We start from the raw sequence: 20,157 nt of genomic DNA on the forward strand, positions 1-20,157 counted from the left end.
GGTTCGGCCTTACGGGCCGTGCCCCCGGGGGCCGGTTCAGCCGTATGGGCCCCGGAGCCGGAGCCGGAGCCGGAGCCGGAGCCGGAGCCGGAGCCGGAGCCGGAGCCGGAGCCGGAGCCACCGGGCCCCGGAGCCGGAGCCGGAGCCACCGGGCCCCGGAGCCACCGAGCCCCGGGCCCCTACGGCCGTACGGGCCGCACCCCCCGGCTCAGTCGGGCAGACCGCCGCCGAGCTCCGGCAGGACGATCGCGCCGGTCTTCGTCGGGACCGTGCCCGTGCCGGGCATGAGCAGCGCGGTGCTCGCCGCGCCGACGGCCAGGTCCGCCCTGCCGTCGGCGGTCAGGTCGCGCAGGCGCAGGGTGTAGCCGAATCCGGTGTGAGAGTCGGCCGGGCCGAGCACCGTCTGGGCGATCCACGAGGAGCGCGCGCCGCCGAGGCCGCCGGAGCCGCCGCGGAACACGTGGACGCCGCCCTGGTCCTCCTCGCCGTCGACGTCCTCGTGCGGCACGCCGACCGCGAGGTCCGCGTAGCCGTCGCCGTTGGTGTCGGCGGCCGAGATCGCGTAGCCGAAGTTGTCGTCGGCCTCCGGGCTGCCGGAGACGCCGGAGGTGGCCTGGGTGAGGGTGACGGACGTGCCCGGGCCCGACGACGTGCCGCGCCAGATCGTGACCGCGCCCTTGCCGTTGTCCTTGTCCGGCACGCCGAGGACGATGTCGCCGTAGCCGTTCTTGTCGAAGTCGCCGACGACGGGGCTCGGGTAGAGGCCCTGCTGCCGGTCGCTGAGCGTCCTGGACGCGCCCGAGGCGAGGCCTGAGGAGGTGCCCTTCAGGTACCAGGCGCGCTCGCGGATGTCGCTGCCGGTGATCTCCGTGCCGATGACCACCAGGTCGGTCCTGCCGTCCCCGTCGACCTTTCCGGCCCCGAGGGCAGAGGAGTACCAGCCGCCCGACCCCTTGTCGATCTTGCTGACCTTGCCGGTGGTGCCGGACTTGGTGAAGGGGCCGCGGTACAGCCACGCCTCCTCGCCGCCGATCAGGGCCAGATCGGGGGAGCCGTCGCCGGTGAAGTCGCCGGTGGCCAGGTCGCGGCCGAAGTGGCCGGCCGCGCCGCCGAGCGGGGTGATGTTGGTGCCGCCGGACAGGCCGGTCTTCGAGCCCCACAGGACGGTGACCGTGCCGCGGTAGTCGTCGCTGCCCACGTGCTCGGTGGGGTTGCCGACGACGAGGTCCGCGTAGCCGTCCTTGTTGAGGTCGGCGCTCGCCAGGGACGCGCCGAACTGGTCGTCCTCCTCGCCGGTGCCGGGGACGCCGGCGCTGTCCTGGTGGAAGCGCTTCGGGTGGGCGGTGTCGAGGCCGGTGGCGGTGCCGTACACGACGGTGATCGTGCCGCCCTCGCGGTCGACGTCGTTGTAGCCGCCGTAAGCGAGGTCGCGGCGGCCGTCGCCGTTGAAGTCGTCGTAGTGCTTGGCCGGCGCCGCGGCGGCGGTGCCGGTGAGGAGCACGGGGGTGACGCCGGTCGCCAGCAGGGCGGCGACCAGGGCGGTCGTGGTGGATCTGCGCATGGCGTCTCCTTGGCCGGTCAGCCGATGAGGTTGGCGCCGAACGCGCCGTACGAGCGGATCTGGCCGAGGCTGCCCGGGCCGAAGGTGCGGGCGCCGTCGGTGACGGGGCCGGTGGCGGAGCCGCGCAGGGCCGTGACGGCGCCGATGCCCTCGTCCTCGAAGCCCGCGGTGATCGTGAACTCGGCGTGGCCGTCCTTGGAGACGTCGGCCAGCAGGGTCTCGGAGCCGAAGTAGTCCGTGGCCTCGGCGGTGCCGGGGACGCCGGCGGTGTTCTGGGTGACGGTACGGGCACCGGTGCGCGAGACACCCGAGGCCGAGCCGTTCATGAGGATCGCGGCGCCGGCGTCCTCGGTGGTGCCGACGTCCTCGAAGCCGACACCGATGGCGAGGTCGCCGTAGCCGTCGCCGTTGGCGTCGCCGATGGAGACGGAGCCGCCGAAGTTGTCGCGCTCCTCGTCGGCGCCGGGGACGCCCGGGGAGTCCTGGGTGAGCTCGGCCATCGGCGCGTCGCCGTTGACGGGGCCGCCCTCGGAGCCACGGATGACGACCACCTTGCCGCCGAGGCTGCCGGTGTGGTCGCTGCCCTTGCTGAAGACGTTGCCGAGTGCGATCTCGTCGTGGCCGTCGCCGTCGATGTCGCCCAGGGCCAGGGAGGTGCCGCCGTTCAGGGCGCGGGGGGTCGTGGTGTCCGGGCCGGTGGGGGAGCCGAGGTAGGCGACGCCCTTGGACCAGCTGGTCGTCTCGCCGTCGTTCATCTCGACCCGGTAGGTGAGGACCAGGTCCGACCTGCCGTCGGCGTTGGTGTCGCCCGCCTTCATGGCGTCGACGATCCACGCCGGCTCGGGGGTGGAGATCTTCTGCGTGACGCCCGTGGTACCGGTGGTGGTGAACGGGCCGCGGACGACGTGGACGTCGTCGGTGTCGGTGCCGACGGCCAGGTCCTGCGCGCCGTCGCCGTCGAAGTCGCCCGCGGTCAGCAGGTTGCCCCAGTTGTTGTGGGCGGAGACGGCCGGGTCCTTGACCGTCGTGCCGTTCCGCAGGCCGTTCGCCGAGCCCCACAGGACGGTGACGGTGCCGCCGTCGCCGTCGGTGCCGTCGCGGTCGCCGGGAGCGCCGACCGCGAGGTCGGTGTAGCCGTCGCCGTTGAGGTCGGCCGTGGCGAGCGCGCCGCCGAAGGTGTCCTCGGCGCCGGCGTCACCGGGCACGCCGGCGGTGTTCTGGCTGACGACGGTGCGCTGGGCCGGGTCGAGGCCGGCCGGGCCGCCGTGGACCACGGCGACGTAGCCGGCCATGCCCTTGCCGTCGACCTTGGCGTAGGGGGCGGCGAAGGCCACGTCGCCGTAGCCGTCGCCGTTGAAGTCGGCGGTGGGGCCGGTGGCGGGTGCGGCGGTGGCCGCCGTGGCGGGCAGGGCCGTGAGCAGGCCGGTGGTGAGGGCCGTGGCCAGGAGGATGGTGCGCTTTCGCATCGGGATCCCCGTCGGTTCGGAAAGGGTGGTGGTCAGTGCTGATCAGGGGTTGAGCGCGGTGCCGTAGCCCGGGGCGCCGGCCGTCGAGATGCCGGTGGTGCCCGGGCCGAAGCTCGTCGAGCCGGTGACCGTCGGGCCGGTGGCCGTGGCGCGCAGGGACCAGATCGCGCCGTCGCCGGCGTTCTCGCCCGGCGCGGAGACGGTCAGGTCGGCGCGTCGGTCGCCGGTGTGGTCGGTGAGCGTGACGCGCTCGCCGAAGCGGTCGCCCTGCTCCGAGGCGCCGGGCACCCCGGCGGTGTTCTGGGTGTACGAGGTGGCGCCCTTGGTGGTGAGGCCGGCCGCCGAGCCGTACAGCACGGTGACGGCACCGGCGGAGCCGTTCTCGCCCGCGGTACCGATCGCCAGGTCGGCGTACCCGTCGCCGTTGACGTCGCCCAGCGAGACGCCGCTGCCGAAGCGGTCGCCCTTCTCGGCGGCGCCGGGGACCCCGGCGGTGTCCTGGGTGAGGACGAGCGGGGCGCGGCCGCCGTCGAGACCGTCGGGTCCGCCGTAGACGACGGTGACCTTGCCGCCGAGGGCGCCCCCCGGGTCGGCGGAGGCCTCCCGGTCGTTCCCCACGGCGATGTCGTCGTGGCCGTCGCCGTCGATGTCGCCGACGGCGGAGACGAACCCGGCGGGCAGCTTCTGCAGCCAGTGGGTGTAGTTGCTGATCCTCATGTCGGCGAGGGAGGTGGTGGCGGCGCCGTTGTGCGCGGCGCGGCCGTGCAGGACCACGCGGGGGTGGCCGTCGCCGGTGCCGTCGCCGGAGGAGAGGTGGGTGATGCCGTGGGAGGCCGCCCCCCAGCCGCTGCCCGAGCCGCCGTTGAGCGCGCTGGTCTTGGTGATCGGGCCGTTCATGAGGGAGAGGGTGACCGGGCCGGTGGAGCCGACCGCGACGTCCGCGTCCCCGTCGCGGTCGAAGTCGCCCGCGGTCAGCGCCTGGCCGTAGCGGTCGTAGTCGGTGCTGAAGAAGCCGGCCATCGAACGGGCACCGGACAGGCCGGACGCCGATCCCCAGACGATGGTGACGGTGCCGTCGTTGGTGTCGCTGCCGTCCTCGCCGGGTGTGCCGATCAGCAGGTCGGCGTAGCCGTCGGTGTTCAGGTCGGCGGAGGCGAGGGCGGAGCCGAACGCGTCGTCGGCCTCGGCGGCGCCGGGCATCCCGGCGGTGTTCTGGGTGAGCAGGGTCCGCGTGGAGGTCTTCGGCCCGCTGGTGCTGCCGTAGACCACCGACACGGCACCGGCCTTCGCCTGCCCGGCGACGGTGGCGCCCGGCGCCCCGATCGCGAGGTCGGCGCGGCCGTCGCCGTTGAAGTCGTAGGGGGCGGCGGCCGGCGCGGCGTGCGCGGCGGGGGCGGAGAGGGTGAGGGCGAGCGGGGTCAGGGCCGCGGCGAGGGCGGCGGCGGTGATGCGGGTGCGCATGGGTGCGGGTGCCTCACGGGGGAGTCGGCGGGGGAGTCGGCGGGGTGTCACTGGGCCACGGCCGAACCGAGGTTGACGCTGCCCTTGAGGGAGAGGGCGGTGGTCGTGATGCCCTGGGCGCCGCTGGTGGTCAGGCCGGTGGCGGAGCCGCGCAGGGTCCACAGGCCGCCGGTGGAGTTCTCGCCGTGGACGCCGACGACCAGGTCCGCCTTTCCGTCCTTGGTCACGTCGGTCAGGCCGACGGCGGAACCGAAACGGTCGCCCTTCTCGGCGGAGCCGGGCACCCCGGCGGTGTTCTGGGTGTACGACTTCACGCCGCTGCCGGTCTTCAGGCCGGAGGCGGAGCCGAACAGCACGGTCACCGAGCCCGCGTCGGTCGCCGAGCCGATGTCCTCGCCCGGGGCGGAGACCACGACGTCGGCGTACCCGTCGCCGTTGATGTCGCCGGTGCTCACCGCGCTGCCGAAGCCGTCCTCGGTTTCGCCCGCGCCGGGCACGCCCGCGGTGTCCTGGTGGACGACGGTCGGCTGCTGCGCCGGGTCGGGGCCGTTCGGGCCGCCGTACCAGACGGTGATCTGGCCGCCCTTGTGGCCGCCGGGCTTGAGGTCGTACGGGTCCGCGGAGTCGCCGAGGACGAGGTCGCCGTAGCCGTCGCGGTTGATGTCGCCGATGGAGCCGGGGTAGCCGTCGGCCTTCGGCAGATCGGCCATCTTGTACGTCATGCCGGTCCAGCGGAAGTAGTCGATCTGGCCGCCGGTGTCGCCGTCCACGTTGAACGGGTAGACGCGCTCGGCCGCGCCGTCGCCGGTCATGTCACCGGCGAACACCTCGAAGGTGGTGCCGACCTCGCCGACACGGACGTGGCTCAACGGGCCGCTCGTGCGGGTGAAGGGGCCGTTGTAGATGCGGGTGTGGCTCTGGCCGGTGAGCGTGACGTCGGTGTCGCCGTCGCCGTCGAAGTCGCCGGTGGCGATGCCCCGCGAGAAGTTGCCGTACTCGGAGAGCGTCGACGGCTGCGGCAGGCCCTTGCCGCCGGACAGGCCCGACTTGCCGCCCCACAGGACGGTGCCGGAGCCGATGCCGTCCCGGTCGCCGACGCTCTCGTTGGAGGCGCCGACGACGAGGTCGGAGTAGCCGTCCCGGTCGAGGTCGCCGGCGGCCAGGGCGGAGCCGAACAGGTCGCCCGCCTCGGCGGTGCCGGGTACGCCTGCGGAGTTCTGGGTGATGACGGCCTTGCGGGCGGCCGAGACGCCGGACGCCGAGCCGTACAGCACGACGACCGCACCGGCGCAGGCGGCCGAGCCGACGTCGGCACAGGCGGCGCCGGCCGCGAGGTCGCGGTATCCGTCGCCGTTGAAGTCCCCGGCGAGGCCGGAGGGGGCGGCGGTGGCCGGGGTGGCGGAGAGCAGGCCGGTGGTGAGGGCGGCGGCCAGCAGGAGGGTGCGCTTGCGCAAGGCGGGGCTCCGGATGGGGAGGGGGCCGGACCGGGAGGGCCCGGCCCCGGGGCGTGCGGGGTGGCTCAGTCGGCGAAGTTGGCGCCGAAGTTCGGGTAGCCCGTCGTCGAGACGCCCGAGGCGCTGGGGGAGACGGTGCGCGAACCGGTGGCGGTGATCTTCGTGCCGTCGGACGGGAGGTAGAGGACAGCGCCGTTGCCGGTGTTCTCGTACGAGCCGGCCAGCAGGTCGGCGCGGCCGTCGCCGGTGACGTCGTCGAGCTTCACGTCGGCGCCGAGCATGTCGTCCTGCTCGTCGGAGCCGGGGACGCCCGCGGTGCTCTGCGCGAACGACTGGGTGCCGGAGGAGGTGTCGATGCCGGAGGGCGAGCCGTACAGCACGACGAGCTGTCCGGTGTCGGAGACGGAGCCGATGTCCTCGCCGGCGACGCCGACCACGAGGTCCTGGTAGCCGTCGCCGTTGACGTCGCCCAGGTCCAGCTCGTAGCCGAAGTAGTCATTCTTCTCCGAACTGCCGGGCACATTGCCGGTGTTCTGGGTGATGCCGGTGGTGGAGCCGGTGCCGTCCGGGGCGCCGTAGGTGATCCACACCTTGCCGCCGTCGGTGGCCTCCGGGAAGGTCACCCCGTTGTCGGCCTTGTTCCAGTACATGCCGGTGACGATGTCGCCGTAACCGTCGCCGTTGACGTCGCCGACGCCGGTGATGACACCGGCCTTCAGCTGCCGGGCGTCGGTGGCGGACAGGCCGGAGGCCGTGCCGGGGAGGAGGTGGTTGGCGTTCCAGTACCGGCCGGTGGCGGTCTCGAAGCCGTCGACGACCAGGTCGGTGCGGCGGTCGCCGTTGACGTCACCCGCGGTGAGGTTGAGCGGCCCGGAGCCCTCGCCCGACGCCTGGATCGGCGCCTTGACGCTGTAGCGCCCCTTGACCGCCGTACCGGAGGCGCTGATGCCGCCCTTGAGCACGTGGATGACATTGGAGGTGGTGCCGACGGCCAGGTCCGCCTTGCCATCGCCGTCGAAGTCGCCGGCGGCGAGGTTCCTGCCCCAGCGGTCGTGCCGGGTCGGAGCCGCGTCGGCGATGGTGACGCCCTTGCCGGTGATGCCCTGCGCCGAGCCCCACAGGACCGCGACGCCGCCGCCGTCCTTGTCGCTGCCGACGTCCTCCAGGGGGGAGGAGACGGCGAGGTCGTCGTAGCCGTCGCCGTTGAAGTCGGCGTAGGCGCTGTCGGCACCGAACGCGTCGCCGGTCTCGGCCGTGCCCGGGTTGCCCGCGGTGTTCTGGCTGATCGCGGAGCGCTGCGCGGAGGACACGCCGGTCTTCGTGCCGTACAGGACGACGAGCTGCCCGGCGTCCTTCTTGCCGCTGACGTACGCGCCCGAGGCGGAGAACGCCACGTCGCCGATGCCGTCGCCGTTGAAGTCGGCCCGCGGGGTGTGCGTGCCGTCCGCGGCCGTCGCCGTGCCGGCCGTGGCCGAGAGCAGCGTGCCCGTCAGCGCGGCCGCGGCGGCGGTCGCCAGGGCGAGCCGCACGCGGGGGCGCCGGGACGGGTGAGCGGGTGCGTGCCGGCGCCCGGAGGGGCGCTCGTGCTGCTGCATGCGGGGTCTCCTGCTGCATGCGGGGGATGCCTGGCGGACATCCACAGTCGATGGAGGGCCGGACTGTCCGTGTTCGCCGGGAGTTGTCCGGGCGTTCACGGCTGGTCGGCGATCAAGAGACCCGCGGAGGGACGTAAGGGTTGTACGTGAGTTCGGTTGATTTCCGATGCGGTCGAGGGCCCGGGCGGCCCTTCCCCCTGCGCGGGCCCCTCACGAGCCCGGGACGCATCGGCCGCCGCCGCGACAGTTCGGTGCCTGGAGGAGTCCTCAGGCGGAGCGCGAGATCAGGAGTGCTATGCGACCGGCGCCGGGAGGTTCACCTTTCGCGTGCCCCAGTGGGTGGTGCGTGCCTGAGTGAGGGCCCAGTACATGGCCGGACGGACGATGAGCAGGTTGAGCAGGGTGACGAGTGGAGTGAGGAACAGCCAGGCCACGATCTTCTGGCGTGCCGAGAGCTCGGGGCGCAGGGCCGCGTACATGCCGGTCTGGGCGTAGGTCATGATCAGCCAGTAGCCGAGGCCCTGAAGGAACAGAAGCTTGTGCTCGGTGTGGTACGGCAACACGAACAGGACCCACGCGTACAGAATCGGCATGGTGGCGGTCACGACCAGACCGTAAAGGCGGAAGAACAAGGGTGCGGCGGAGAAGTTGGTGAGTTCCCAGCCGACGTAGCGCCAGTACGACTTGAACCACCGCACGCGCTGGGTGAACAGCTCGTTGAGGTCGGTGGGCATGCTGCTGTAGACCCAGGCCTCATTCACGGCGACGACCTGGCCACGCTGGAGTGCGTAGTGCGTCAGTCGCCGGTCGTCACCCGCCGTCCCGGAGGTGACGTAGTCGTCCAGGTTCTCCAGTACGAGTTCCTTGCGGTAGACGGCGAGGATGCCCGACGTGGGGGCGACCGCGCCGACCTGGGAGCGGGCCATCCTGGTGACCAGGCACCAGGTGACGATCTCCACGTCGATCACCCGGGTGAGCAGATTGTGGGCGTAGTTGGAGACCAGGGTCAGGCCGGTGCAGGCCTGGACACGCACGTCCGACATGGCTTTCAGGCAGTGCCACAGCCCCATGCGGTGGACCACCGAGTCCGAGTCCACGGTCATGATGAGGTCGTACGTCGAGGGATCGACCGTGCGCAGAACGTTCGCCTGCGCTTCACGCTTGCCGGCATTGTCCTGGCGGTGCCATGTGACCAGCGGGTGGTCGAACGGGACCACCGGGACCCTGGAGCCGTCGTCTACGACGTGGATCGCGTCGGGCGGGCGCACCTGGTTGATGAGGGCCCAGACCGTCTTGTGCAGGGCCTCGGGAGGTTCGTTGTACGCCGGCACAATGGCCAGCACCCGGCCCTCGTGGGCCGGGAGGTGGGTGAAGCTGCGGCCCTTGACCACCGCGGCCAGGGAGTAGATGAGGACGGCTGTGATGGCGCAGTAGAAGACCAGCGCCGTTCCCCAGGGCTGGGTGCTCCAGTAGAAGTGGTAGACGAAGGTCCAGGCGGTGGCCGCCAGGGCGGCGGCCACACAGACCCACGTCTGCCACGGGGCACGGCGGCCCCGCTTGGACGGGCGATTGGTCATGTCAGGCACGTCCTCGCCGGTGCCGGGTGACGCCCCGGTAGGTGAAGGCACCCACCAGGACGAGTGTCACCGCTATGGCGAGGATCCAGTTCAGCGAGACGCTGACGCCGAGCAGGGTGATGGCTCCCACGCCGGTTCGGGCGAGTGCTCCGTCGTCGTAACCCATGTCGATCTTCCTTCCGGTGTTTTCGGGCAGCGCGATGCAACCCGACTGGTGCTGTGAAAAGGCGGTCGTACGAGCGCCCGGCACGGATTCGTGTCATGCCGGGAGTGCTGCGCCGGATGACTCAGAGACGTTCGACGTGCGGAGCCGCTGCCATGACGCCACGGGTGTCCAGCACGTAGGCCGCCTCGGCGGCGAGCCGGGTGAGGTCGAACTCGTCGTGCGGCGTGAGCAGCACGACGGCGTCGAAGCCCGCGACGCTCGTACTCGTTCCGTCCGCCGGTGAGGCGAAGGGAATCTCCCGGCAACTGCCCTCCGCCACCGGCAGATACGGATCCGCGACGGTGACGTCCGCGCCCATCTGCCGCAACCGGTCGATGACTTCGACGGCCGGTGACTGACGGGCGTCCGACGTGCCCGGCTTGTACGTGGCGCCGAGGGCGAGGATCCGCGCCCCGTGCACGCTCCGCCGGAACCGCCGGCTGAGGGCGTCCTGCAACCGCCGAACCACGTAGTCCGGCTGGCTCTCGTTGATGTCCTGGGCCAGTTCGATGAGCCGGAAGGTCTGCCCGTGCCGCGCCTTGACGTGATGGCTGAGGTAGACCGGGTCGATGGGCAGGCAGTGCCCGCCGACCCCGGGCCCGGGCAGGAACCTCGTGAACCCGAAGGGCTTGGTCGCGGCCAGCTCCAGCGTGTGCCAGACGTCCACGCCGAGCGTGTGGGCCATCCGCGAAAGCTCGTTGACCAGCGCGATGTTGACGTGCCTGTAGGTGTTCTCGAACACCTTGGCCAGCTCGGCCTCCTCCAGCCCCGAGGCGGGCACGGTGACGTCGGTGACGGTGTCGTAGAACGCCTTCACGCGCTCCAGGCAGCCCCCGGTCAGCCCGGCGACGATCTTCGGCGTGTTCTCCAGGCGCCAGTCGGCGTTGCCCGGATCGATGCGCTCGGGGCTGAACCCGACGTGGAAGTCCCGCCCGGCGACGAGGCCGGAGCCTTCCTCCAGCAGCGGGACGAGCACGTCACGCGTCGTGCCGGGGTGGGTCGTCGATTCGAGCACGACCGTCGCGCCCGGCTCGATCCACTCGGCGAGCACGCGGCCGGCGTCCCGTACGCAACTCAGGTCCGGCGCACGGTCGGTGAGCGGCGTGGGCACGGTGATGACCGCGACGTCGAACCCCTTGAGGTCCTGCGGATCGGAGGTCGCGTAGTACGTGTCCGAGCCGAGCACCGCCTGGAGCCGGTCGTCGCCGATGTCCTCGACGTACGACGAACCGGCGGCCAGCGCCTCGCAACGGGCCCGGTCGGGCTCGTAGCCGGTGACGGTGTGCCCGACCTCGGCGGCCCTCACGGCCAGGGGCAGGCCGACATAGCCCTGCCCCAGCACACATATGTGCATGTGGATTCCTCACCCCTGAAGTACGGCCGCCTGTTCCTGAAGCAGGCGGCCGTGGCGTGGTACTGCGTGAGAAGCGGCGTGGGAACGGCACCACCGCCGCGTCACCGGCCTGCCGGGCCCCCTTGCCCGACCGTGCGCAAAGCGCAACCGGTGATCTTCACAAACCCCCCTCATTTGTGGACCTTCATGGTTCAACAAAGATTCGCTGAACGGAACCCTCTTTACTGTTTCGATACGTGAAGTGGGGGGAGAGCGGTGCTGGTTGGGGGCTGACGCCACCTCAACTGTCAGGCAAGGAAGCCTGTAGGTGTTCATGATCTTCACAAATTGCGAAGGGGGTGGCGGCCGTTGAAGGGTCGGACCCAGTGCATTCGCGAATGTCGTGCGCCCCTGTCTGCGCCCCCTGTACCACCACTGCGCACTGCCACCGGTTACCCAGGGTTCGACCAGGTCCCGGCGGCGGTCGACGCCCCACAGTGAGGAGGTGCCGAGCATCCACAATCGGGGCATGGATGATGTCCCCGAGCTGCTGGAAGCCGCTTCCCTCCTGGTCCCCCAGGAGGTCGCCACCGAGAACGACCTCACGGTGAACGACGTCTGGGAGTACCTCACCCAGGACGAGTGGGAGGTGGCCTTCGGGCTGCTGGAGGAACTCGGTGATGTCCGGCCGCTCCCGCTCGGCTTCTGGGAAGCGCTGGCCACCGCCGCCGAAGGGCTGCGGCTGGAGAGAAGCGCGGCCTGGTGCCATTGGCGCTGCTACGAGACGTGCCACGGCGTCATCCGAGCCGACCTCGTCCTCCGTCCCGCCGGCGCGGCACGACGACAGGCACCTCTCGCCGGAACCGGCGTCCTGAAGCCGATGTGGAACATCGGAAACCGGACACCGGCCGGTGAACCGCGCCTCAACATCGCCGCACTCTGGGTGGAGTTCACACCCCTACTGGAGCCCGGTGGGCGAGCCTCGGTGCGGCTGGCTCCTCTTGACCCGTCTCCGTGGCAACACCTTCAACCCGGCCAGGAGATCACCATGCACGAGGACCGATCCGTGGCCGGTACGGCGGTCGTCCTGGAGGTACAGCGCCCTTCGGCTACGCCCACCGCATAGATGCGAGCGGTGGGAGAGGCGGTGACTTCGTCGGAGCCGGTCAGGACGCCCCTCGGGCCTCACTCCGGTGCGAACTCGTACTGCAACTCGTAGAGATGCCCGGCCTTCACCATGGACGTCGCTTCGATCGGGCGTCCGTTGGCCGCGTGCACGACCCGGAGCGTGCACAGGACCGGCAGGTTGCCGGGAAGGCGCAGGGCTACGAACTGTTCCTGTGTGGGGACCCGCGCCGAGACCCGGTCCACGCAGTGGTGGGGCGTGTGGCCCAGTTCCCTGAGCAGGGTCGCGGTGCCGCCCTTGACGCGGCGCCGGTCCATCAGTGGCGTACCCCGTGCGATGTCCAGGGGGTAGTAGGACCGCACGAGTTCCGCCGGTTCGTCGTCGATCAGCAGCAGCTGGCTGCGCCGTACGGCGGTCTCGTCTTCCCGAAGCCCGAGAGCCGCGCGGATGTCCGCGGGTGCGCTCGTCTCCGTTACGTCGAGGAGGGTGATGCGGGCGTCCCTGCCGTGCTTGGCAGCCTCGGCCAGCCAGGGGTAGGGCTCGCCGGCTGCTGCGGGTGTGAGGGACGTGGCAGGACTTATCGTCCGCTGCCGGTGCTCGCGCACCGTCACCGCTGCACCTGCCCGTCCCACCACCAGGCGCTCGTCCTTCAGAAGTTGAAGTGCCTTCTGGACCGTGGCGTTCGACGCGTCGAAGCGGCTCTTGAGCTGTGCGGTGGAGGGAAGGTTCGCACCCGGCGGCAACTCGCCGGTCATGATGTCGTCGCGCAGGTCGGCCGCGATCCGCTCGTGCAGTGAGCGGCGGTCGTGAGCTTCCGGTTCTGCCTTGGGCACGGTCATCCGATTCTGATCTCGTAGCGCAACTGCTGGCGCTGGGCGGGCATCACCATACGGTCGACCTGGATCGGCCGGTCCTCGTGACTCAGGGTGAGCCTGGTCATGCGCAGGACGGGGTCTGCCCCGGTAAGCCGCAGGGTCTCCTGCTCTTCCTCATCCGGCAGTCCGGCGGTGACGTCCTCCCTGACCAGGGCGCCGACATGTCCCAACTCGGCGAGCAGGGTGACGGCTCCGCCCCGGATCTTGGCCGTTCCGGCAAGAGGGGTACCTCGTGCGATGGCGGTGGGGTAGTACGTGTCGGTCAGTTCGTTCGGCTCGTCGTCCAAGAGGATCAGGCGGCGTCGCACGACGACCGGCTCTCCGTCCTGGACCCCGAGCAGCCGCGCAACCTCGCCAGGTGCGGGCACCTCTCCGGCATGCACGATGCGCTGGGATCCACGCCTGCCCCGGGCGGCCGCGTCCGCGCTCCAGGCGTCGCCCTGCCCCTGCCCACGGGGCGTCAGATACGGCATCGACGTACTGACCCACCGGCTTGTGCTCACGATCCCCTCCACAACTGATGCTCGTGCAACCTTGCCGCTTTACACGGTAAGCGACTCGGTGGCCAGAGGTTCATGGCACGTCAGGTGCAACCTTGCCGCCTTTCGTGAACTCCAGTAAGGTCGGGGCTCATGGCCGAGCTTCTGCGCTGTCTCGTCGCCTGGGCGGGCCTGTCATGCCGTCTCCGCCGGGCGCACCATCACGCTTTACACGATCCCCGCCTCGCCACCGGTGTCACCTCCCCGCGGATCCCCCCTCTCCCCGTCCATCGCAGCCCTTACTGCGCGGACATCGTCATCGACGGCACCTCCACCGTCGCCGTGCGCCCCTACCTCGTCGCCCATGAACGGCAGCAGTGGCGCCAACGGGGCGACACCACATCGGCATGGCCGGGGGCAGGTCTGTATCCGGCCGCCGGTATCGGGGTCGCCTGATGGGCGCCGGCCCGCGTCGTACGCTGCGGCTCCTGCCCTGGACCGGTCCCGAAGCCAAGCCCTGCTTCCTGATCACGGACGACGAAGGCGGACGCCTGTCCCGTCTCGCCGACATCACCGAAGCGACCCAGCTCGACATGGGCGCCCGGCTTCTCGCCCACGCCGAGGACCTGCTCCCCGACGCCACCGAGGCGCAGCTCCGCTTCCTGGCCGAGTGCCTCACCGAGGCCCTGCGGGACGTTCTCCGCGTTGCCGAGAGCCGGGAGCTCAGGACCCGGGGGTGAACGCCGACGCCCCCTGCCCGATGACTCGGGCAGGGGGCGCAGGAAAGGACAGCTGGGGTCGGCTACTTCACCGGCTCCGGCTCCGGCGCGCTCGTGGAGTCCGACGTGCCGGCCGGCGGCTCGCCGTCATCGTCGCCGTCGTCGTCGGTCTCGGTCTCCGCCGGGACCGGCGTCTTCACCGAGTCCAGCAGGAGCTGGGCGACGTCCACGACCGTGATGGACTCCTTCGCCTTGCCCTCGTTCTTCTTGCCGTTGACCGAGTCCGTGAGCATGACCAGGCAGAAGGGGCAGGCCGTCGAGACGATGTCGGGGTTGACCGAGAGGGCCTCGTCGACGCGCTCGTTGTTGATGCGCTTGCCGATCCGCTCCTCCATCCACATCCGCGCACCACCGGCGCCGCAGCAGAAGCCGCGCTCCTTGTGGCGGTGCATCTCCTCGTTGCGGATGCCGGGGACGCTCGCGATGATCTCGCGCGGCGGCGTGTAGATCTTGTTGTGACGGCCCAGGTAGCACGGGTCGTGGTACGTGATGATGCCCTCGACCGGCGTGACCGGGATCAGCTTGCCCTCGTCGACGAGGTGCTGGAGCAGCTGCGTGTGGTGGATGACCTCGTAGTCGCCGCCGAGCTGCGGGTACTCGTTGCCGAGCGTGTTGAGGCAGTGCGGGCAGGTGGCGACGATCTTCTTGGCGGACTTGGGCTTCGCCGACTCGGCGACCACCTTGCCCTCGTCGTCCATCTCCTCGCCGAACGCCATGTTCAGCGCCATGACGTTCTCCATGCCGAGCTCCTGGAACAGGGGCTCGTTACCCAGGCGGCGGGCCGAGTCGCCCGTGCACTTCTCGTCGCCGCCCATGATCGCGAACTTGACGCCCGCGATGTGGAGCAGCTCGGCGAAGGCCTTGGTGGTCTTCTTGGCGCGGTCCTCCAGGGCGCCGGCGCAGCCGACCCAGTACAGGTACTCGACCTCGGACAGGTCCTCGATGTCCTTGCCGACGACCGGGACCTCGAAGTCGACCTCCTTGAGCCACTCCAGGCGCTGCTTCTTCGCCAGGCCCCAGGGGTTGCCCTTCTTCTCCAGGTTCTTGAGCATCGTGCCCGCCTCGGACGGGAACGACGACTCGATCATCACCTGGTAGCGGCGCATGTCGACGATGTGGTCGACGTGCTCGATGTCCACCGGGCACTGCTCGACGCAGGCGCCGCAGGTGGTGCAGGACCACAGGACGTCCGGGTCGATGACGCCGTTCTCCTCGGCGGTGCCGACCAGCGGGCGCTCGGCCTCGGCGAGAGCCGCCGCGGGAACGTCCTTGAGCTGCTCCTCGGACGCCTTCTCCTCACCCTCCATGGTCTTGCCGCCGCCGGCCAGCAGGTACGGCGCCTTGGCGTGCGCGTGGTCGCGCAGCGACATGATCAGCAGCTTGGGGGAGAGGGGCTTGCCCGTGTTCCAGGCGGGGCACTGCGACTGGCAGCGGCCGCACTCGGTGCAGGTGGAGAAGTCCAGCAGGCCCTTCCACGAGTACTGCTCGACCTGGGAGACACCGAAGACGTCGTCGTCGCCCGGGTCGGTGAAGTCGATCGGCTTGCCGCCCGAGGTCATCGGCTGGAGCGCGCCGAGGGCCGTGCCGCCGCTCGCCTCGCGCTTGAACCAGATGTTGGGGAACGCCAGGAAGCGGTGCCAGGCCACACCCATGTTGGTGTTGAGCGACACCACGATCATCCAGACGAACGAGGTGCCGATCTTGATCATCGCGACGAAGTAGACGAGGTTCTGCAGCGCCGTGACGCTCAGTCCCTTGAACGCGAGCACCAGCGGGTACGACGCGAAGTAGGACGCCTCGTAGTGGTCGACGTGGTGGAGCGCGCCCTCCAGGCCCCGCAGGACGTAGATCGCCAGGCCGATGGTGAGGATGACGTACTCGACGAAGTACGCCTGGCCGGCCTTGGAACCGGCGAAGCGGGACTTGCGGCCCGGGCGGCTCGGCAGGTTCAGCAGGCGGATCACGATGAGCACCGCGATGCCCAGGATCGTCATCACGCCGATGAACTCGATGTACAGCTCGAACGGCAGGAACGTACCGATGACCGGCAGCACCCAGTCGGCCTGGAACAGCTGGCCGAAGGCCTGGGCGAGGGTCGGCGGGAGCGTCAGGAAGCCGACGGCGACGAACCAGTGGGCGACACCGACGATGCCCCACCGGTTCATGCGCGTGTGGCCGAGGAACTCCTTCACCAGGGTCACGCTGCGCTGGTAGGGGTTGTCGGTCCGGGTACCGGCCGGGACCGGCTGGCCCAGCTTGAAGTACCGGACGAACTGGCCGATCGCGCGTGCGAGCAGCGCGACGCCGACCACGGTCAGAACCAGCGACACGATGATCGCGGCGAGTTGCATGGGGGCTCCTCGGGCCTGCGAGGGGTTTCGTCGGGTGACCTGTCGTTTTCCAGGGTTCCCCGAAATTACTAAGCGGTAACTTATGCAGTCCGTCTGAGACTACCCTCATCCTCCGCCGCACTGTAGCCGGGTGGGCAGTGATCTGAATCGCTGAGGGTTGCCTCAGAAACGGGCCGGATCCGGTCCCCGTCCCGTCGCGATCCCGGCGCCATCTCCTCGTGTTATTCATACCGAATTGTCATAATCCCGCCTACCTTATATCCGTGCTCTACGGGATCACCGCCGCCGCCACCGCCCTCCTCCTCACCGCCGTGCTCTCGGCCGCCCTGCGGGCCCCCGCCCTGCGGCTGCGGCTGGTCGAGCGGCGGCGGCAGCGGGACGTGCCGCTGTCCGGGGGCGTCGCCGTCGTGCTCGTCACGGGGCTGGTCGTGTGGGGCGGGGAATGGCTGGAGGTCGCGCCGCCCGCCGACGGGACGACGGGGGTGCTCGTGGCCGCGGGCGCCGTCGCGCTGCTCGGGCTCGTCGACGACGTGTGGCGGCTGCGGCGACGGGTGCTGGCCGCCGGCACCGGCGTGGCCGCCGCGTGTGTCGTGCCGTACGGGGAGACGGGGGTGGGGACCGGGCTGCTGGCCGTCGGGTGGGTCGTGGCGGTGGTGTTCGGGCTGCGGGGGCTCGATCACGCCGACGGGCTGGCCGGTACGGCCGGGCTCGTCGCCGCCTTCGGGGTGGCGGCCTGTGCGGCCGTCGAGGTGATGGACGGGGTCGCGGGGCTCATGAGCGTCCTGGCCGCCGCCCTGACGGGGTTCCTGCTGCACAACTGGCATCCCGCGCGCGTGGCGCTGGGCAGTTGCGGGGCCATGTCCGCCGGATTCGTGATCGCCGTCGGGGCCGTGTACGCCCGGGCCGGGTCCGGGGTGGGGGAGAGCGCGGGAGTGCTGTTCGCGCTGACCGCCCTGGCGGGTGCCGACGCCGTGCTCGTGCTGGGGGCGCGGCGGCTGGGCGGGCGGGGCGTGCTCCGCAGTGGCCCCGATCATCTCGCGCACCGGCTGCGGCGGCTCGGGCTGACCGCGCCGGGGGCGAGTCTGCTGCTGGGAACCGGGGCGTTGTCCGGGATGCTCGTGGGGGTACTCGCGCATGCCGGCCGGATCGGGGCGGGCGCCCTGTGGTGGGTGGCGGGAGGGGCCCTCGTGGTGGTGCTCGCCCTCTTGCGAGTGCCTGTGTACGGACCTCGACGGAGCGTATCGCCGCAGGTCGGCGGGGCATTGCGTGTAAGGAACGGATAAGAGTTGAGCCTGCCCGACTCAGCTCTGTTGACCGGTTGGGGGCCGTCGTGCACACTTGAGTCCGTTCCACTCAAGTCAGCTGGAGGAATCAACCATGGCACGTGCGGTCGGCATCGACCTGGGCACGACTAACTCCGTCGTCAGCGTTCTGGAGGGCGGCGAGCCCACCGTCATCACCAACGCCGAGGGCGCCAGGACCACGCCGTCCGTCGTCGCCTTCGCCAAGAACGGTGAGGTGCTCGTCGGAGAGGTGGCCAAGCGCCAGGCGGTCACGAACGTGGACCGGACCATCCGCTCCGTGAAGCGTCACATGGGCACCGACTGGAAGATCGAGCTCGACGGGAAGCCCTTCAACCCGCAGCAGATCAGCGCCTTCGTGCTCCAGAAGCTGAAGCGTGACGCCGAGTCCTACCTGGGCGAGAAGGTGACCGACGCGGTCATCACCGTCCCGGCGTACTTCAACGACTCCGAGCGCCAGGCCACGAAGGAGGCCGGCGAGATCGCCGGCCTGAACGTGCTGCGCATCGTCAACGAGCCGACCGCCGCCGCCCTGGCGTACGGCCTCGACAAGGACGACCAGACCATCCTGGTCTTCGACCTCGGTGGCGGCACCTTCGACGTCTCGCTGCTGGAGATCGGCGACGGCGTCGTCGAGGTGAAGGCCACCAACGGTGACAACCACCTCGGTGGTGACGACTGGGACCAGCGCGTCGTCGACTACCTCGTCCAGCAGTTCCAGTCCGGCCACGGCGTGGACCTGGGCAAGGACAAGATGGCCCTCCAGCGTCTGCGCGAGGCCGCCGAGAAGGCGAAGATCGAGCTGTCCTCGTCCACCGAGACGTCGATCAACCTGCCCTACATCACCGCCTCCGCCGAGGGCCCCCTGCACCTCGACGAGAAGCTCACCCGCGCCCAGTTCCAGCAGCTGACCGCGGACCTCCTGGAGCGCTGCAAGACGCCGTTCCACAACGTCATCAAGGACGCCGGCATCTCCATCAGCGAGATCGACCACGTCGTCCTGGTCGGCGGCTCGACCCGTATGCCCGCCGTCGCCGAGCTCGTCAAGGAGCTGACCGGCGGCAAGGACGCCAACAAGGGCGTCAACCCGGACGAGGTCGTCGCCATCGGCGCCGCCCTCCAGGCCGGTGTCCTCAAGGGCGAGGTCAAGGACGTCCTGCTCCTCGACGTCACCCCGCTGTCCCTCGGCATCGAGACCAAGGGCGGCATCATGACCAAGCTCATCGAGCGGAACACGACGATCCCGACCAAGCGGTCCGAGATCTTCACCACCGCCGAGGACAACCAGCCCTCCGTGCAGATCCAGGTCTACCAGGGCGAGCGCGAGATCGCGGCGTACAACAAGAAGCTCGGGATGTTCGAGCTGACCGGTCTGCCGCCGGCGCCCCGCGGCGTCCCGCAGATCGAGGTGTCCTTCGACATCGACGCCAACGGCATCATGCACGTGACCGCGAAGGACCTGGGCACGGGCAAGGAGCAGAAGATGACCGTCACCGGCGGCTCCTCGCTGCCGAAGGACGAGGTCGACCGCATGCGCCAGGAGGCCGAGCAGTACGCGGAGGAGGACCACAAGCGCCGCGAGGCCGCCGAGTCCCGCAACCAGGGCGAGCAGCTCGTCTACCAGACCGAGAAGTTCCTCAAGGACAACGAGGACAAGGTCCCGGGCGACATCAAGACCGAGGTCGAGGAGGCCGTCGCCGAGCTGAAGGAGAAGCTCAAGGGCGAGGACTCCGCCGAGATCCGCACCGCCACCGAGAAGGTCGCGGCCGTCTCGCAGAAGCTCGGCCAGGCCATGTACGCGGACGCGGGTGCGGCCCAGGCCGCCGGTGGCCCCGCCGGTGACGCCGGTGCCGCCGGTGGTGCCAAGGCCGACGACGACGTCGTCGACGCCGAGATCGTCGACGAGGACCGGAAGGACGGTGCCGCGTGACGGAGGAGACCCCGGGCTTCGACGAGCAGCAGCCCGACGTCCCTTCCGGCGCCACCTCCGAAGACGCCGAGCCGAAGGCCGCCTCCCCCTCCGCGGAGGAGGGGGCGGCCCCGGCCGGGGACACGGGCCAGGACGCGGCCCTGGTGGCCCAGCTGGACCAGGCCCGCACGGCGCTCAGCGAGCGCACGGCGGACCTCCAGCGCCTCCAGGCCGAGTTCCAGAACTACCGCCGCCGGGTCGAGCGCGACCGGATCGCGGTCAAGGAGATCGCCATCGCGAACCTCCTGACCGAGCTCCTGCCCGTGCTCGACGACATCGGCCGCGCGCGGGAACACGGCGAACTGGTGGGCGGCTTCAAGTCCGTCGCCGAGTCGCTGGAGAGCACCGCGGCGAAGATGGGCCTTCAGCAGTTCGGCAAGGAGGGCGAGCCCTTCGACCCGACGATCCACGAAGCCCTGATGCACAGCTACGCACCGGACGTCACCGAGACGACGTGCGTCGCGATCCTGCAGCCCGGGTACCGGATCGGCGAGCGCACCATCCGCCCCGCGCGGGTGGCCGTGGCCGAACCCCAGCCGGGGGCGCAGACGGTCAAGGCGGACGAGTCCGCCGACGCCGACGACAAGGAGAGCGGTGGCCCGGACGAGGGCTGACGTCATAGACG

The 20,157-nt window shown here is 70.7% G+C and carries 17 protein-coding genes; 6 read left to right on the forward strand and 11 right to left on the reverse strand.

What is annotated here, in order from left to right; translation table 11 throughout:
* Window positions 1-208: 208 nt before the first annotated feature.
* The 8 genes from AB0E85_RS23800 to AB0E85_RS23835 form a co-directional block, all read right to left on the reverse strand.
* Window positions 209-1,561 carry an FG-GAP-like repeat-containing protein gene (locus AB0E85_RS23800; protein WP_361930546.1) on the reverse strand — a complete coding sequence of 451 codons (1,353 nt, stop codon included), beginning with the start codon at window positions 1,559-1,561 and terminating at the stop codon, window positions 209-211.
* A 17-nt stretch (window positions 1,562-1,578) separates the two neighbouring features.
* Window positions 1,579-3,027: an FG-GAP repeat protein gene (locus AB0E85_RS23805; protein ID WP_361930549.1), complete on the reverse strand. Its 1,449-nt coding sequence runs from the start codon at window positions 3,025-3,027 to the stop codon at window positions 1,579-1,581.
* Window positions 3,028-3,069: 42 nt separating this feature from the next.
* On the reverse strand, window positions 3,070-4,488 hold the full coding sequence (locus tag AB0E85_RS23810) for a hypothetical protein (protein WP_361930551.1): 1,419 nt from the start codon (window positions 4,486-4,488) through the stop codon (window positions 3,070-3,072).
* 47 nt (window positions 4,489-4,535) lie between these two features.
* Window positions 4,536-5,942, reverse strand: coding sequence for an FG-GAP repeat protein (locus tag AB0E85_RS23815; RefSeq protein ID WP_361930553.1), 1,407 nt, complete (start codon window positions 5,940-5,942; stop codon window positions 4,536-4,538).
* A 65-nt stretch (window positions 5,943-6,007) separates the two neighbouring features.
* Window positions 6,008-7,537, reverse strand: coding sequence for a VCBS repeat-containing protein (locus tag AB0E85_RS23820; RefSeq protein ID WP_361930555.1), 1,530 nt, complete (start codon window positions 7,535-7,537; stop codon window positions 6,008-6,010).
* A gap of 293 nt (window positions 7,538-7,830) precedes the next feature.
* Entirely contained in the window at window positions 7,831-9,114 is a 1,284-nt protein-coding gene (locus AB0E85_RS23825; RefSeq protein ID WP_361930557.1) for a glycosyltransferase, read from the reverse strand.
* Between the two features lies 1 nt (window position 9,115).
* Complete coding sequence (locus AB0E85_RS23830; RefSeq protein WP_359632641.1) at window positions 9,116-9,280, reverse strand: hypothetical protein; 165 nt, start codon at window positions 9,278-9,280, stop codon at window positions 9,116-9,118.
* Window positions 9,281-9,401: 121 nt separating this feature from the next.
* Window positions 9,402-10,673 (reverse strand): nucleotide sugar dehydrogenase, encoded by a 1,272-nt coding sequence (locus AB0E85_RS23835; protein ID WP_361930560.1) that lies wholly within the window; start codon window positions 10,671-10,673, stop codon window positions 9,402-9,404.
* A 508-nt stretch (window positions 10,674-11,181) separates the two neighbouring features.
* On the opposite strand from AB0E85_RS23835, the gene AB0E85_RS23840 reads away from it, so the two are divergent.
* Window positions 11,182-11,778: a hypothetical protein gene (locus tag AB0E85_RS23840; protein ID WP_361930562.1), complete on the forward strand. Its 597-nt coding sequence runs from the start codon at window positions 11,182-11,184 to the stop codon at window positions 11,776-11,778.
* Between the two features lie 59 nt (window positions 11,779-11,837).
* Here AB0E85_RS23840 and AB0E85_RS23845 read toward each other — a convergent pair whose 3' ends face one another.
* Together AB0E85_RS23845 and AB0E85_RS23850 are read right to left on the reverse strand one after the other, a co-directional pair.
* The gene (locus AB0E85_RS23845) at window positions 11,838-12,617 is read right to left on the reverse strand and encodes a GntR family transcriptional regulator (protein WP_361930564.1); all 780 of its coding nucleotides are present in this window, start codon (window positions 12,615-12,617) and stop codon (window positions 11,838-11,840) included.
* Complete coding sequence (locus AB0E85_RS23850; RefSeq protein ID WP_361930567.1) at window positions 12,614-13,156, reverse strand: UTRA domain-containing protein; 543 nt, start codon at window positions 13,154-13,156, stop codon at window positions 12,614-12,616. The genes AB0E85_RS23845 and AB0E85_RS23850 overlap by 4 nt, the downstream gene beginning before the upstream one ends.
* 129 nt (window positions 13,157-13,285) lie before the next feature.
* On the opposite strand from AB0E85_RS23850, the gene AB0E85_RS23855 reads away from it, so the two are divergent.
* Together AB0E85_RS23855 and AB0E85_RS23860 are read left to right on the forward strand one after the other, a co-directional pair.
* Entirely contained in the window at window positions 13,286-13,588 is a 303-nt protein-coding gene (locus AB0E85_RS23855; RefSeq protein ID WP_361930570.1) for a hypothetical protein, read from the forward strand.
* Entirely contained in the window at window positions 13,588-13,872 is a 285-nt protein-coding gene (locus tag AB0E85_RS23860; RefSeq protein ID WP_361930572.1) for a hypothetical protein, read from the forward strand. Before AB0E85_RS23855 ends, AB0E85_RS23860 begins: the two co-directional genes overlap by 1 nt.
* A 62-nt stretch (window positions 13,873-13,934) precedes the next feature.
* Here the strand turns inward: AB0E85_RS23860 and AB0E85_RS23865 are convergent, their stop codons facing one another.
* The gene (locus AB0E85_RS23865; RefSeq protein ID WP_361930574.1) at window positions 13,935-16,262 is read right to left on the reverse strand and encodes a heterodisulfide reductase-related iron-sulfur binding cluster; all 2,328 of its coding nucleotides are present in this window, start codon (window positions 16,260-16,262) and stop codon (window positions 13,935-13,937) included.
* A gap of 263 nt (window positions 16,263-16,525) precedes the next feature.
* Between AB0E85_RS23865 and AB0E85_RS23870 the strand changes: the two genes are divergently transcribed.
* The 3 genes from AB0E85_RS23870 to grpE all read left to right on the forward strand — a co-directional run bounded on the left by AB0E85_RS23870 (window position 16,526) and on the right by grpE (window position 20,146).
* The gene (locus tag AB0E85_RS23870; RefSeq protein ID WP_361930577.1) at window positions 16,526-17,545 is read left to right on the forward strand and encodes an MraY family glycosyltransferase; all 1,020 of its coding nucleotides are present in this window, start codon (window positions 16,526-16,528) and stop codon (window positions 17,543-17,545) included.
* Window positions 17,546-17,639: 94 nt separating this feature from the next.
* The gene (gene dnaK / locus AB0E85_RS23875) at window positions 17,640-19,493 is read left to right on the forward strand and encodes a molecular chaperone DnaK (RefSeq protein ID WP_361930579.1); all 1,854 of its coding nucleotides are present in this window, start codon (window positions 17,640-17,642) and stop codon (window positions 19,491-19,493) included.
* Window positions 19,490-20,146, forward strand: coding sequence for a nucleotide exchange factor GrpE (gene grpE / locus AB0E85_RS23880; protein WP_033310106.1), 657 nt, complete (start codon window positions 19,490-19,492; stop codon window positions 20,144-20,146). Before dnaK ends, grpE begins: the two co-directional genes overlap by 4 nt.
* Window positions 20,147-20,157 lie beyond the last annotated feature (11 nt).

This window comes from Streptomyces sp. NPDC029044, from assembly GCF_040637495.1.
GTDB lineage: Bacteria > Actinomycetota > Actinomycetes > Streptomycetales > Streptomycetaceae > Streptomyces.